Below are 13,738 nucleotides of genomic sequence, written 5' to 3'. Positions count from 1 at the left end.
ATTTTTCAAAAAAATAATCAAATTATTAGCTTTATATTTTACCATCGCTATATTTGTAAAAAAAGTGGAAGACACTTTACGCATCCTGCCTAAGGCTCATCAGTTTTACTGGGTAGCCCCAACTATGAAACAATGTATTTGAAGGCTACAAACAACTGACGCATATGGCGGAGAGCAGCATCGGAGACCAGGCAATCGAATTCCTTGGGTCCTACTATGCCAAACATGAAAAAAAGTCTGGCTTACTTGTAAACAGAACGGTGTCCACCCATCAAGGCACCTTTGCTGATGCGCTGTTTGCCTACCAGAAACACGACAATAGCTTTTTTGCTGTCTCTCTCAGCACTTCCGCTTCTGATAAACTTGCACGTGTACTTTCTTCCTACAAGAAGAAAGGATTGGGCAGGATACGCTATGTCACGGCTGGCTCTATTTTCGGCGTGGCAGCTTATCTTTGCTACCAGACTGGCAGTTGGCTGGCCATGGCCTCTATACCTGCTATACTTGCTGTCGCTGGTTTTGTCCTGCACTCCAGGCTTCGTAAGCGCTACATACAGCAGCAAATGAAAAATGCAGTTGACCAACTCAGGCAGCAACCCGGCGACCATCAGTGGTTAGGTATACAGGTAAGCAGCCTGTGCTGGCGCGGCAATGCCATGGCAAATTACCTATCTAAATTATGCGAACGAAAAGGGATTGGCCTGCTGACAGTAGGCAGACGCTCCCGGCTTACCCTGCGCCAGGAGCCGCGGCTGGCCTCTTGCCGCCGCACCGACTTCCTTTCTTACTATACCCAAGGTGAAAACCTGCGCAGAGAGTTGTCAGACCAGTTCATGCGGGTGGCTTAAGCGGCAAATAAAAAGCGCTTGAGCCTTTACCACTCCCCCCCTCCTGCGTACAAATGTCAAAACAGGTCCTTCCCTAAGGAATGGGCCTGACACGACCCTGTACCCATGAGAAGATACCTGAACATACTACCCCTGGCAGCTCTCCTCCTGGCTGGATGCCAGACGCAGGACGGCTTCCAGATCCCCAACACACAACCCGACATGCGGGGCAGTATCAAGAATATCAAAAAAACCAACTCCAAGAAAAAGGAAGGCGTAGCTATGGTTCTGGTCGAATCGGTAGAAGGCGTGCAAACAAACTATACCCAGGCGACACTCCGGATTGATGCCAAAACCTACATCGAAAACTTGCAGGGTACCACGCTCCGCCTGGACCATTTACGCGAGGGTCAGTTAGTGGAAGCCTGGTTTGATGAACAGGTGATGGAATCCTTCCCGGTGCAGGCCCATGCATCCGCCGTGCGGGTGAGCAACTAGTTGTACAGATGGAACAGAAACAGGCACGCTATACCTGGCATAAGGTGTTTGACAGCGCGACAGAAGCCCGCGAGCAGGTGCCCCTTCGAAAACTAAAACAGTTAGTGCTGGATGGCCGGTCTATTTGCTTTGCGCATACTACCACCGGCTTTTTTGCCCTCGACGATAGCTGCCCGCATCTGGGTTACTCCCTCAGCAAAGGCACTACGAATTACCTGAATGAAGTGATATGCCCCTGGCACAGCTACAGGTATAGCATGCAGGATGGACGTGAGTGTGACTTTCGTACCCGCAAGGCGGTTCTGCACCGGGTAGAATTAAGGGATGAGGGTGTGTTTGTGGGAATCGAACACGTAGCGACCACTACCTGAGAAGGAGTCTTTTACCCCTGTTAGGGAGCGCTCTACTTAAAATAGGGTGATTCCTGTGGGTGAGGTGCACGAATTGTTTACATTAGGGCGCAACCAACTGATGTTATGTCTATGGCAACCAGAATCATCCGTCCGGAAATTACGCCATCCCCACCAATAGAACTGCACCACATGATGGGCGAATTGTACGTCACCATTCAGCGTAAGCAGGACTACATAGAAGCCAAGTGGCAGGGCCATATAACAGCTGACAATGTGGTCTGCGCAGCGAAGGCCTTTCTCGAATTGCTAAGAAAAGACCCCTGCCCGAAATTGCTCAACGACAAGTCCGAAGTGACCGGCGATTGGCAGGAAGCGAACGACTGGCTTCAGTTTGAGTGGCTGCCGCAAGTAATCGGAGCCGGTTTGCACTACATGGCGCACGTATACTCCTTTAGTATGTTCAGCAGACTCGCTGCCCGAGAGCTTGAAGAGCGCCTGACTCCTAAGCTCTCCATGAAAAACTTTTATCAACGGCGTCTGGCCGAAGAGTGGCTCCTGAAACAGGATAACACTGCCGCTGGCCAGCGGGCTGCTACGGCTTAACGCACGTTAGCAGCTACCGCATGAGGCGCAACAGGTGTGATCACGACTGTGTCGAGCAGTACGGTCATCATGGGCTCTTCTACTTCCATCTCTACATGGCTCGCAACAGCAGCATCAACTGTTTGAACGTTTTTGGTAGCTGGTTGCAAAGCAAGACCGAAGCAAGATACTGTGGCGGCGATTACGAATAATACTTTCATGGCTTTAAGATTTAAATGGTTATCAATTAATTACTGTGACAAAGTTATTCTATAGTACTTTGTTATGCAAGGTACTGTTACTTCATTTACTACTATTTTATACCAAGGGCCTGAAATCATCCGTGAAGCTCCTGAAAAACCAGACGAACGACCACACTTTTTAAAAGCCAAAAAGTCAAATTTTAACAGGTATAGTTATATATAATTTATCAACTGCAGGCTTTCTGGCAGATAATGATCTGTAGTAGTCCATTCCCAAAAAATTAACTTTAATTTTGTCTCTCAGCCAGTGCCTTTCTCCGGGTTGCCGGCTGCTTAAACAGGTATAAGAAGGCTCCTATGCAGGATACAGAAGAAGTAAAGAGGGTGCAGCAAGAAGAGAAAGAAAGCGGTTTTAAGCGGGAGATTACGCTTTTCGACGCCATTATGATTGTGACCGGGGGTATGATCGGCTCGGGCATCTTCATCGTGACCGCCGATATATCCAGGGCGGTTGTCAGTCCGGGCAATATGCTGCTGGTGTGGGTGCTCTCAGGCTTCCTGACCATGGTGGGCGCCATCAGCTATGGCGAACTGTCGTCCATGTTCCCGAAGGTGGGCGGGCAGTATGTGTACCTGAAAGAGGCCTACAACAAGATGGTGGCCTTCCTGTATGGCTGGACGCTCTTCCTCGTAATCCAGACCGGCGTGATCGCAGCCGTGGGCGTTGCTTTTGCCCGTTTTACCGGGGTGCTTATACCTTGGTTCAGCGAAGACAATGTGCTGATTTCATTGGGCAGCTTTAACTTCAGCTCGGTGCAGCTGCTGGCCATAGGGAGTATCCTGTTCCTGACCTACATCAACTCCAGGGGTGTGAAGAGTGGCAAGCTGATCCAGAACATCTTTGGCAGCACCAAGCTGATCGCCCTGTTTGGCCTGATCCTTTTCGGACTGCTTTTCGGCATCAACGACACAGCAGTGCAGGCCAATTTCTCTGATTTTTGGGGCTCTGCCGCAGCGGCCGCGGGAACCAGCGAAGCGCCTCCGGTAGGTATGGCGCTGATCACGGCCATCGGCATTGCCATGGTGGGCGCCCTGTTCTCCGCCGACTCCTGGAACAACATCGGCTTTTCGGGTGACGAGATCGTGAACCCGAAGCGCACCATCGTGCTGAGCATGGTGATCGGAAGCGCGATTGTGATGGGCCTCTACCTGATCATCAACCTGGTATACCTGCTCGTGCTTCCCCTCAACGGCGACCCCAATGCAACGGACGTGATAGGGCAAGGCATCAAGTACGCCTCCAACGACCGTGTGGCAACGGCAGTGGCAGAGGTGATTGGTGGTTACCCGGCCACGGTAGGCATCGCCATCCTGATCATGATCTCAACGTTTGGCTGTAACAACGGCGCTATTCTCTCTGGAGCACGGGTATACTATGCCATCGCCAAAGACGGCCTGTTCTTCGAGAAGATGGGGCACCTGAACAAAAACGGCGTACCGGCCGCCGCACTGTGGATGCAGTGCGCGTGGGCCTGCCTGCTTTGCCTCTCCGGCACTTTCAACGACCTCCTCGATTATGTGATCTTTGCGGTGATGCTCTTTTACATACTCACCATCATCGGGGTGTTTGTGCTGCGTGTGCGTCGTCCGGATCTCAATCGCCCTTACAAGGCATTCGGCTACCCGATCCTGCCAGCGCTTTACGTACTCATCGCCTCAGGCATCTGTATCATCCTGCTGATCTACAAGCCAGTCTATACCTGGCCGGGCCTCATCATCGTGGCGCTGGGCATACCGGTTTATTATTTCTTCGGAAACAAGTTTAAGAAGGAGTCTGGTTCGTAAGAATTTTTCTGTACAATAGTTCAAAAGCAGTCTGTCAGGTATGGCAGGCTGCTTTTTTGTTTGAAACCATCTCACCATGTAGGAAACAGAAAAGGGCGGGCAAACATTTCGCCAATAATTTCATACTTTAGTTCAGGAAATGTCACAATCCGAACACCATGCAGTTCAAGGGAAAACATGTAGCTGTAGTAGCCGGGCTAGTTATACTGATTGCTTTTGCGCTAATGATCAGGGCGGATATACCTGCCGAAGAGTTAAAAGCCAGGTATACGACATCTTCCTCCCACTTTATAAACATCGCTGATGCTAAACTGCACTACCGTGACGAAGGACAGGGTATACCGATCATCCTGGTACACGGTACGGCCGCCTCGCTCCATACCTGGGATGGCTGGACCGCCGAACTCAGCAAACAGCACCGGGTGCTGCGGCTCGACCTGCCCGGCTTCGGACTGACCGGTCCCAATGCATCCGGCTCGTACTCCATCGACTATTACCGCGACCTGCTCCTGCAGTTTATGGACAGCCTGGGTATAGAGCAGGCACATATCGGGGGCAGCTCCCTGGGCGGCCAGATCGCCTTCGACTTTGCGGCCACGCATCCGGAACGGGTGCAGAAACTGATTCTTGTCTCCCCTACCGGCGTCACCAACGCCAACGACAAGCGTATCACGCTCCCCTTCCGGATGGCGCAAACGCCCCTGCTTAAGCACTCGCTGAAATATATCACGCCGCGCTTTATTGTAGAACAGAGTCTTAAAGAGGTATATGGCGACGACAGTAAATTGAAACCGGAAACCATTACCTTGAGCCACGACCTGCTGCTGTGCGAGGGTAACCGGAGCGCTTTGATAGATCGTCTCAACACGGTAGACACTGACAACCTGTACAAACTGGCACAGGTACAGGCACCTACCGTCATACTTTGGGGCGAAGCCGATGCCTGGGTACCTTTCACAAATGCACGTCAATTCCAGCAAGGTATAAAAGGTGCCCAACTGAAAGTCTACGCAGGTGCAGGGCATATCCCTATGGAGGAGCAGCCACACGAAACCGTTCAGGACGTGCTGTCCTTTCTGAGTCAGGAAGTCGCGCAGCTCGATTAGCAGAAAAGAAGTAGCTTTGCTGTCGTTAACGGTCACCAGCCGTAAACGCTAAGCTGTATGAGCACCATTTATTTTATCAGCGGACTTGGGGCGGACGAGCGCATGTTTCAGTTCTTGCACCTCAAATGCAAAAACAAGGTATACGTGCGCTGGATTAAGCCGAAAGATGACGAACCACTGCACGAGTATGCAATGAGGCTGGCCGAGCAGATCACTGAACCGAACCCGGTACTGGTGGGCATGTCCTTTGGGGGGATTGTAGCGATTGAGCTTTCTAAGTTTCTGAACCCACGCAAAACCATCCTCATCTCGAGCATCGCCAGCAGCAAAATTTTGCCGTGGTACTACCGCCTGATGGGCTTCCTGCGACTGCACCGCATTATACCTGTGCCCTGGCTCAAGCGCTTTCATTTTGTAGGTCCGCTGTTGTTTGGTGCCAACACCAGAGCCGAAAAAGTACTGCTCAAGCAGGTGATCCTCGAAACCGACCCGCACTTTCTGCGCTGGGCCATCGGGCAGCTGCTCAACTGGCACCAACCCGACCACTACGAGAATGCGGTGATGATTCACGGCACCGCCGACCGCATCCTGCCGATGGGTACCTACCCGGGCATCATCAAATTAAAAAGGGCCGGTCACCTGATGGTTTTGAGCCACGCTTCCGAGATAAGTGCTATCTTGGATAAGATTTTAGAAGATTGCGAGACATGACAGATAAAAAGAAATTCATCATCAAAACGCCGGACGGTAAAACGGCCGACCTCACCAACGCGACCACCCTCCGGAGCAACAACCTCTACCCTTTCGGCCGTCACAACTACTCCATCTATGAAAGTCCGGAAGGCGTTTTCGTGCGCGGCTACAACAGCGGCGAGCGGGAAATCATGCTGACCGGTTTTGAGATCATAGACGAGGCGACGGCCCGCAACTATACCCATACCTATATCCGCGAAGACGAGTAGCCATGGAGTTGAGCTTCTGGGAAAAGGAATCGTACTTCAGCCATGTGGACGTGCTCATTGTGGGCAGCGGCATCGTGGGCCTAAATGCGGCGCTATACCTGAAAACGCAGCAACCTGCCCTGAAAGTCATGGTGGTAGAGCGCGGTCTGTTACCCACCGGGGCCAGTACCCGCAACGCCGGCTTTGCTTGCTTCGGCAGTCCCTCCGAGCTGCTCGACGACCTGAGTCACCACAGCGAAAGCGATGTGTTTGCGCTGGTGGAACGTCGCTGGCGTGGCTTGCAACGTCTGCGCCAGAACCTGGGCGACCAAGCTATCGACTACCACCGCTGGGGTGGCTACGAACTGTTTGAAGAAAACCAAAAGCCGCTTTACGAAGACTGCCTTGAGCAACTGCCATATCTCAACAAACAGTTGCAGCAGGTAACGGGAGAACAGGACATCTACCGCCTGGCAGACCACAAGATCAGTGATTTCGGATTTAAGCAGATAGCGCACCTGATCGAGAGCTCTGCCGAGGGGCAGATCGATACGGGTAAGATGATACTCGCCCTCACGCAGAAGGTACAGGCCCTGGGTGTGATTGTGCTGAACGGAGTGGAAATTGAAAGTCTGCAGGAAGAGAGCACAGGTATAACCGCCCTCACCAAACAAGGCATTGCTATACCTGCTCGCGCGGCCCTGGTCGCTACCAACGGCTTTGCCCGCCAGCTGCTGCCGCAGCTGCAGGTGGTGTCGGCCCGTGCGCAGGTGCTCATCACCAAACCTATACCCGGCTTGCGCTTCAAAGGCACTTTTCACTACGACAAAGGATTCTACTACTTCCGCAACATCGGCAATCGGGTGCTGTTTGGCGGCGGCCGCAACCTCGATTTCAAAACTGAGGAAACGACCGAGATGGGACTTACAGATCTGGTGCAGCACAAACTGGACGAACTTTTACGCGAAGTCATTTTGCCGGGCACACCTTATGAAGTAGAGCAACGCTGGAGTGGTATCATGGGGGTTGGCCCGGGAAAAACAACCATTGTGCAGCCGGTGTCGGAGCATGTGTGCTGCGCCGTGCGCATGGGTGGCATGGGCCTAGCCATCGGCTCGTTGGTGGGTGAAGAGGGGGCGAAGCTGGTGTTGGAGAAACTGTAACAAACTCATATTCATGCTCAAAGCTTCCTTCTGGCATCGATTACAGAATTACCCTTGGATGATACTGTCCGCTGTCTGGATTATTGCAACACTTATCAATATTAATAAGGCATTTCATATTGACGATACTTTTCATTTAGAAGCAGCTGAATGGATTCAGCACAATCCATTGAGACCTATGTCTGGATACATCAATTGGGTGGATACAGATGAACCTATACATCACTTCAATCAACCTCCACTCTATTTCTATTTAATTGCTAGTGTTGGTGCTCTATTTGGTTATAATGAAATTGCACTGCACCTTCTGCAGTCAGTTTTCATCCTAATTAGTATTGTGTTTTTTTATAAACTAGCGAAATTATTTAACAAAGAATTTGCTTTATCAGCTAGTATTTTACTCGCATTAGGCCCAGGGTTTCTAGTTAATCAGAACTTAATGACAGATATACCTATTCTTAGTATATCTGTCATGTTTATGTATTATATCATTAAAGCTGACAAAGCTGATGCATTTAAAAACCTTTTTATAGCTGCCTTGATCTTAAGCGGTGGTTTGCTTATAAAATACACACTTTTACCTCTTGTAATAATCCTGATATATAAAGTTTGGCAACAAAAAAAGATTAGGGTTGCGTTAGTCTTATTATTACCAGTGTTTACAATTGCCTTTTGGTCACTTACTAACTATCTCGAATATGGAGGCTCTCATATTTTAGGAAGACCTAAAAACACATTTACCCCAGACCTACTACTTAACAACTCAGTTTCTTTTTTACTTACCCTTGGTGCAATTGTTCCATTCACTTTAATTTTCTGTGATCACTTTTTAAAGTCCTCGAGCCGTTATACAATAGTAAGAGTTTGTTTTGGTATTGTTACATGCGTAGTAATAGTCTACTTATTGGTATATGGTATACCTCTTAAAGCACCTTTCTATAGCTTGTTTTGGGTTGCTTTTTTTACCAATGGTTTGATGTTGATTATCTTTCCTTATATCCTTTTGCGAAGAACCACATTGACACCTACTATGAAATTAATCGTTCTTTGGTTTGTTGGATTAATAGGTTTCATTGTCCTCTTTGCACCTTTTATGGCAACTCGTCATTCCTTGCTCATCTTACCCCCATTACTCATTATTATTGCCTATACCATTGAGCAAATTTCTACAAAGGCAATAGTTTTTTCAATATCCTTTACTATACTACTCGGCATTCTTCTAAGCATTTCCGATTGGCAATACGCAAATTTTTATAGAGCATCAGCTCCTGTTGTTATAAAAAAAATACCATCAAGTGCTAAGGTATGGACTGTTGGGCATTGGGGCTGGCAATGGTATAGCAAGAAAGCAGGTATGGAGTTTTATGACTCCGAGAAATCAAAGCCAGAAGTAGGCGATTATTTTGTTGTTCCTAAGCGAGTGTATCAACAAAAAATTGAAGCTAATATGAAGTTTTCAAAAGTTGATGAAATAATATGCGCTCAGAATATGTGGAATAGTCTCACTACTGCTCACTATGCAAGGTTCTATCATACTTACCCGCAATTTATACCTTGGTTTGTAAGCTTAACTCCTGTAGATTCAATTATTATATATAAGATAATTGAGTAAATAATCTAAGTTCTGTTTTTACAAACAAAAAAGGTAAACCACGTTCGGTTTACCTTTTTCAGTTTCTATCGTCAGTATGAGTTACATTCGTATCCATTGAGGCTTGGAATTAGGGTTAGGGATCATCAGGTTTTTGGCAGCTTCCTTCTCCGCTCTGTAAAACTCCTGGTACTCTTCTTCGCTCATTTCTTCGCGAAGCGCAATGTGAAATTTGGCTAGTTCAGGGTATAGTTGGTTGCGCTCCTGGCGTTCCTGGGGGCTGCTTAGGTTAAAATCGTAAAAGGATTTTACAAAATTTTTCATAATTAAATATTTGATTTAAAGTGAGTTGGAGATCAGTTTTACTCCCAACCCCCTCTATAAGTTGTCTATATTCAAGTGCAGTTTTCCACAACTTGCCCTGAGCGGCCTAAAACGCACAAAAGTCAGCTTCGTGACCCAACAATAAAAAAGGTCCTGCCGATTAGCAGGACCTTTTATTCAGAATATCAAATACTTAGATAGTTAAGTATGAAAATATTGCCCCAGGAGGAATAACTTCACTACTGCCCGAGATGCTTCAAGTAAAGTCCGGTTGCCACCAACAGCAGCTTGGTAAGCTCCGGAATGTCCCGGCCAATGGAAATCTGGCCGCTCGCGATACTGAAGTTTCCCTGTTCAAAACGCACCAGGGTTTGGCCAGTTTTATCGAGTATGTCCCTGCTACTATTCAGGGTTTTGCCCTGGAACGTGAACTGCTCCCCTGTCACCAGCGTAGTCGTGGTTTTGCCGAAGCCGGACGATTTGCTCATGCCGATCACTTCGTCTTTGAAATGGATGGTGAGGTCATGCTCGAGCCAGCCCTGCCTTTGGAAGTACAGGTTGATCCGCGCTGAGCTGAAATCCGCGTCGTTGCTCGTCCAACCCCTGAAGGCAAGTTCGCCAACCAAACTGTTCTCATCACGCACTGTATACTTCCGAGCCGTCAGGTTTTCCTGTTTCCAGTACAGCAGTTCCATGCTTCCTACTTTAATCCTAGCACGTCTACGCCTTGCTCAAACACCACGTCAACCGGTATATTCTTCTGGCTGAGGCGTTCGAGGTCGGCCTGCAGTTCCGCACCGATCTGTCCCTGCTCGTTCAGCAGTTTGCCCACGCCCGCGTGATCGCCGTTGCCCTGCAGCGTCAGGATCAACTCCGATAGTTTGTCCATTGCCTCACCCATCTTCACGTAGTTCACGCGGTACTTACCGGTCTGAGCATCGCGCTCAAAGGCACCGTTTTCCTTGAAGAAGTTGAAGCGCACCATGTTAGCCTTGCCGTGAGCACTGGCCGCGCCAAAGCGCACCGAGCGGAAAATGCCTGCCATGAAGGTAGTATAGTAATCTTCGAGGCTACCGCTCACTTCGCCTTTCTTGTGCAGCTGCGTGATCATGTAAAGGCCCAAGATATCGGCTTTGCCTTCTTCCAGCGCAGAGGCATGCTCCTTAAGCGCCTCACGTACCGTGCCTTTGCCATTGATGGTATTCTTGATGCCCAGTCCGTGCGCTACTTCGTGGAACATGGTGTTGGCAAAGAAGGCATCGAAGGTAATGTGCTGCTTCTGGTCATCGGCGATCAGCTCATCAGCAATGGGCAGCATGATTTTGTCGAACTTGGCCTGCATAGCATTTTTGAGTTGCAGACGGCGCGTGCCTTTCTTCAGCTGCACCTCCTCGTCGTTCGGAAGATTGATGGCGATGGTTTTGCTACCCGCGTTGCAATCACCAGCATAGTACACTACGTCGTAGGCATTCAGGTCTGAGTCGGTGCCGGGCGTTTCTTTCTTGTAGTTGGCTGGCACCGGCAGACCGCGCTGCAGTTCCGGCAGGAAAGCCGCATACTTCTCGAGGCGCTTGCTCCAGTCCATGTCCTTGATCAAAACATAGGCCTCATGGGCCGCTTTATAGCCAAACACTTTGTCCTCATAGGTTTCAATCGGGCCGATGATGATGTCAAGGCGGTTGTTCTTCATGTCCATCCAGGCCAGGTCGCTTGGCTGGTAGTTGTCATTCAGCAAGGCATCGGCACGCAGTGTCAGGTATTTTTTCAGACCCGGCTCTTCGGCCAGGTTTGCCGCCTGGCGCAATAGGTCAGAGGCGCGTGTTACCTGCTCTTTGAACTGCACGTGGTAAGGCACTGTGATCAGGTTCCCCTTGGCGTCGCGGCGCAGGAAGGTATACTGGCTGGCTTTGTCTTTCAAATTCGCCTTCTCAAACTCCTCTTTCGTCATATCGTGCGGGTAGAAGTTGGCTGCGTCTAATTTCGGGCCCACGCCAGGTATAAAAGGCTCGTTGTTATTGAGGCGGTCCCAGGGGCCGTAGTTGATCTTCACGAACTGCTTGGCGGCATCATCAGTCAAGGCGTTCAGCAGGGAGTCTTTTTTACCATAGGCCTCATACCAGAACAACTCGTCCATGATGTTGCTTGCCTCGATCAACAGGGGAATCATCTGCCGCTCTTTTTCGCTCAGTCCGCTCAGGTCAGCGGTCAAACGCACCGTGGTGTACATGCCTAGCTTTTGCTGCAGGTCGGTGGCAGTGGTGTCAGTTTGTACCGTTTCAGTGGTTTGCGCTTCGTTAGTGGTGCTGCCTGTGCAGGCGGCCGTCATGGCGGCTACAGAAGCAGCAAGTATAAGGTGGCGTGATTTCATGTAAGTATAAGGTTAGTTTTATTTTTCAAGAGAAAGATACAGGATTTGAAGTAAAAGAAAAAGCCACCACCCTTTGTCAGGGCAGCGGCTTATACCTATATGATGCTCTTGACTAGCTTAAAACAAGCCGAACAGTTCGCTGTTGATACGTTCAATAATGCTCCCTAAATCCTCGGGGTTGGCCACAAAGTCCATGTTGTTTACATCGATCACCAGTAGCTTGCCCTGGTCGTAGCTGCTCATCCAGGTATTGTAGTGCTCGTTGAGGTTGCGCAGGTAGTTGATGCTGATGTTGTTCTCGTACTCGCGGTTGCGTTTCTCGATCTGCCCAATCAGTTTCGGCAGGTCCGCCTTCAGATAGATCATCAGGTCAGGCGCTTTCACCATGCTGATCATCGACTGGAACAGGGCGTAGTAGTTCTCGTAATCGCGCGTGCTCATCAGTCCGGAATCGTGCAGGTTCTTCGCGAAGATATAAGCATCTTCGTAGATGGTGCGGTCCTGGATCACGTGCCCGTCTTTGGCCTGGATCTGCTGTACCTGCCCGAAACGGCTGTTCAAAAAGAACACTTGCAGGTGAAAGGCCCAGCGTTCCATGTCCTCATAAAAATCCTTCAGGTAAGGGTTATTCTCAACTGACTCCAGGTATAGCTCCCAATTAAAGTGCTGGGAAAGTTTGGTGGCCAGGGTAGTTTTGCCGGCGCCAATGTTGCCGACGATCGCAATGTGCATGGTAATGGTATAATGGATGAAGAAACCGGCTGCAAATTAAAGCTTTTTTTCGTGCCTGTTTCTCTCCGGTCCTGAAACTTACCCACGCGGTTATGCACATTGCCTGTTGCTCTACACACCGCGATCCACTAGATACCTATACCTCAATAATTTAAGGGCACAGATGTAGCGCTTCTGTTACTGCGCTATGCGCCATCAACTCATCTGACCAGACTGCGTAAATTGTAAGTGAAACTAAAATAAATAAAGCTATGACAAAGGGACACAACCAGGACAAAAATAAGTCGCAGCAACAGCCTGAGGCCAAACAGAAAGGCGGCCAAGAGGGAAACCGCAGTATGCCTGACCAGAAAAAGGATAAAAGTCCAAACCAGGGTCGTAACAAAGGCGACCAGTCTGGCGGCACTAAAGGCCAGAACGCCATTTAGTTAACAGTATAACCGTAACCAGCCGGGACATGCAACAAATGCTGCATGTCCCGGCTGTTTTATTAGGTATAGATATCTCCAGTCGTTAAGGGAAGTATACCTATCGCTGCTCCCGCATTTGGTTATACCTATCTTTGGCGTCGCGGCTTTTGCGCAGGGTGTTGAACTCTACTTGCAGCGCCGCCACTTTCATCTTATCACTGTTCGTCATTTGACTGAGCACCTGCTGTTTGCGGTCGTTGAGCTGCAGATATACGTGCTCGGCGTAGTCCCAGTCGCGCAGGCTCCAATCGGTGCGCTGCGCCCGCACGTTCTCCATAAACCTGACAAAAGTGCCGCGCAACTGACTGGCCTTGAGCGATCCGATTTTGTTCGTGCCGGCCAGGCGGCGCTCCCAGGTGACGGCCGTCTCGCGGCTGAGTGGCTGTCCGTAGCGCTCTTCCTTTTCTGCTTCCCACTCCTGATACTGGTTTTTCAGCTCGCCATACTCCTGCTTCGAGGCTTCGTTCATCTGACTGCTGCTACGGTCCAGGCTTTGGGTGCGGGCCCTGAACTCCTCCTTGACCGTTGGCCATTCAGCCCTTGTGATGCTATCGCCCTGGTTTACTCTTCTGTTCATCCAGGTGCGGAAATCCTCGAGGTCCTGCTCTAGCTTCGATTTGGTCTGAGCCTGAACTCCAAGCGTACTGATCACCATCAAAAGCAATAGAACGGGAACAAATATCTTCTTCATAGGTTGTTTTTATAATGTTACAGGATACTCTTCTAACACAGCAC

17 protein-coding genes are annotated in these 13,738 nt (G+C 49.6%); 11 read left to right on the top strand and 6 right to left on the bottom strand.

Annotation, left to right across the window (positions count from 1 at the left end; translation table 11 throughout):
- Positions 1-164 precede the first annotated feature (164 nt).
- The 4 genes from L1278_RS08140 to L1278_RS08125 all read left to right on the top strand — a co-directional run bounded on the left by L1278_RS08140 (position 165) and on the right by L1278_RS08125 (position 2,281).
- Entirely contained in the window at positions 165-848 is a 684-nt protein-coding gene (locus L1278_RS08140) for a hypothetical protein (RefSeq protein ID WP_253402710.1), read from the top strand.
- 105 nt (positions 849-953) lie between these two features.
- Entirely contained in the window at positions 954-1,325 is a 372-nt protein-coding gene (locus L1278_RS08135) for a DUF3221 domain-containing protein (protein ID WP_253402708.1), read from the top strand.
- Positions 1,326-1,333: 8 nt separating this feature from the next.
- Positions 1,334-1,696, top strand: coding sequence for a Rieske 2Fe-2S domain-containing protein (locus L1278_RS08130; RefSeq protein WP_253402706.1), 363 nt, complete (start codon positions 1,334-1,336; stop codon positions 1,694-1,696).
- A gap of 111 nt (positions 1,697-1,807) precedes the next feature.
- Positions 1,808-2,281 carry a hypothetical protein gene (locus tag L1278_RS08125; protein WP_253402704.1) on the top strand — a complete coding sequence of 158 codons (474 nt, stop codon included), beginning with the start codon at positions 1,808-1,810 and terminating at the stop codon, positions 2,279-2,281.
- Here the strand turns inward: L1278_RS08125 and L1278_RS08120 are convergent.
- A complete protein-coding gene (locus L1278_RS08120) occupies positions 2,278-2,481 on the bottom strand; it encodes a hypothetical protein (protein WP_253402702.1) in 204 nt (67 codons plus the stop codon). The genes L1278_RS08125 and L1278_RS08120 overlap by 4 nt on opposite strands.
- A 339-nt stretch (positions 2,482-2,820) precedes the next feature.
- Here L1278_RS08120 and L1278_RS08115 point away from each other — a divergent pair, with 339 nt between their 5' ends.
- The 6 genes from L1278_RS08115 (at position 2,821) to L1278_RS08090 (ending at position 9,130) form a co-directional block, all read left to right on the top strand.
- Positions 2,821-4,308 carry an APC family permease gene (locus L1278_RS08115; RefSeq protein WP_253402700.1) on the top strand — a complete coding sequence of 496 codons (1,488 nt, stop codon included), beginning with the start codon at positions 2,821-2,823 and terminating at the stop codon, positions 4,306-4,308.
- A gap of 158 nt (positions 4,309-4,466) precedes the next feature.
- Positions 4,467-5,414 (top strand): alpha/beta fold hydrolase, encoded by a 948-nt coding sequence (locus tag L1278_RS08110; RefSeq protein ID WP_253402698.1) that lies wholly within the window; start codon positions 4,467-4,469, stop codon positions 5,412-5,414.
- A gap of 57 nt (positions 5,415-5,471) precedes the next feature.
- Positions 5,472-6,125: an alpha/beta hydrolase gene (locus tag L1278_RS08105; RefSeq protein WP_253402696.1), complete on the top strand. Its 654-nt coding sequence runs from the start codon at positions 5,472-5,474 to the stop codon at positions 6,123-6,125.
- Positions 6,122-6,376, top strand: coding sequence for a hypothetical protein (locus L1278_RS08100; RefSeq protein ID WP_253402694.1), 255 nt, complete (start codon positions 6,122-6,124; stop codon positions 6,374-6,376). Before L1278_RS08105 ends, L1278_RS08100 begins: the two co-directional genes overlap by 4 nt.
- Positions 6,377-6,378: 2 nt before the next feature.
- Positions 6,379-7,518, top strand: a complete 1,140-nt coding sequence (locus L1278_RS08095) for an FAD-binding oxidoreductase (protein ID WP_253402692.1) — start codon at positions 6,379-6,381, stop codon at positions 7,516-7,518.
- Between the two features lie 13 nt (positions 7,519-7,531).
- Positions 7,532-9,130 carry a glycosyltransferase family 39 protein gene (locus L1278_RS08090; RefSeq protein WP_253402690.1) on the top strand — a complete coding sequence of 533 codons (1,599 nt, stop codon included), beginning with the start codon at positions 7,532-7,534 and terminating at the stop codon, positions 9,128-9,130.
- An 81-nt stretch (positions 9,131-9,211) separates the two neighbouring features.
- On the opposite strand, the gene L1278_RS08085 is transcribed toward L1278_RS08090, so the two are convergent.
- The 4 genes from L1278_RS08085 to L1278_RS08070 form a co-directional block, all read right to left on the bottom strand.
- Complete coding sequence (locus L1278_RS08085) at positions 9,212-9,433, bottom strand: hypothetical protein (RefSeq protein ID WP_253402688.1); 222 nt, start codon at positions 9,431-9,433, stop codon at positions 9,212-9,214.
- A 239-nt stretch (positions 9,434-9,672) separates the two neighbouring features.
- The gene (locus L1278_RS08080; RefSeq protein ID WP_253402686.1) at positions 9,673-10,128 is read right to left on the bottom strand and encodes a hypothetical protein; all 456 of its coding nucleotides are present in this window, start codon (positions 10,126-10,128) and stop codon (positions 9,673-9,675) included.
- Positions 10,129-10,133: 5 nt separating this feature from the next.
- Positions 10,134-11,801, bottom strand: a complete 1,668-nt coding sequence (locus L1278_RS08075; RefSeq protein ID WP_253402684.1) for a Zn-dependent hydrolase — start codon at positions 11,799-11,801, stop codon at positions 10,134-10,136.
- 117 nt (positions 11,802-11,918) lie between these two features.
- A complete protein-coding gene (locus tag L1278_RS08070; protein WP_253402682.1) occupies positions 11,919-12,533 on the bottom strand; it encodes a deoxynucleoside kinase in 615 nt (204 codons plus the stop codon).
- 251 nt (positions 12,534-12,784) lie between these two features.
- On the opposite strand from L1278_RS08070, the gene L1278_RS08065 reads away from it, so the two are divergent.
- A complete protein-coding gene (locus tag L1278_RS08065) occupies positions 12,785-12,961 on the top strand; it encodes a hypothetical protein (RefSeq protein ID WP_253402680.1) in 177 nt (58 codons plus the stop codon).
- A gap of 100 nt (positions 12,962-13,061) precedes the next feature.
- On the opposite strand, the gene L1278_RS08060 is transcribed toward L1278_RS08065, so the two are convergent.
- Positions 13,062-13,694: a DUF6565 domain-containing protein gene (locus tag L1278_RS08060; RefSeq protein ID WP_253402678.1), complete on the bottom strand. Its 633-nt coding sequence runs from the start codon at positions 13,692-13,694 to the stop codon at positions 13,062-13,064.
- Between the last annotated feature and the right edge of the window lie 44 nt (positions 13,695-13,738).

The organism is Pontibacter sp. HSC-36F09 (genome assembly GCF_024171605.1).
Classification (GTDB): domain Bacteria; phylum Bacteroidota; class Bacteroidia; order Cytophagales; family Hymenobacteraceae; genus Pontibacter.
The sequence above is the reverse complement of the archived record's forward strand: the minus strand, read 5'-3'. Positions and strand labels throughout refer to the sequence as shown.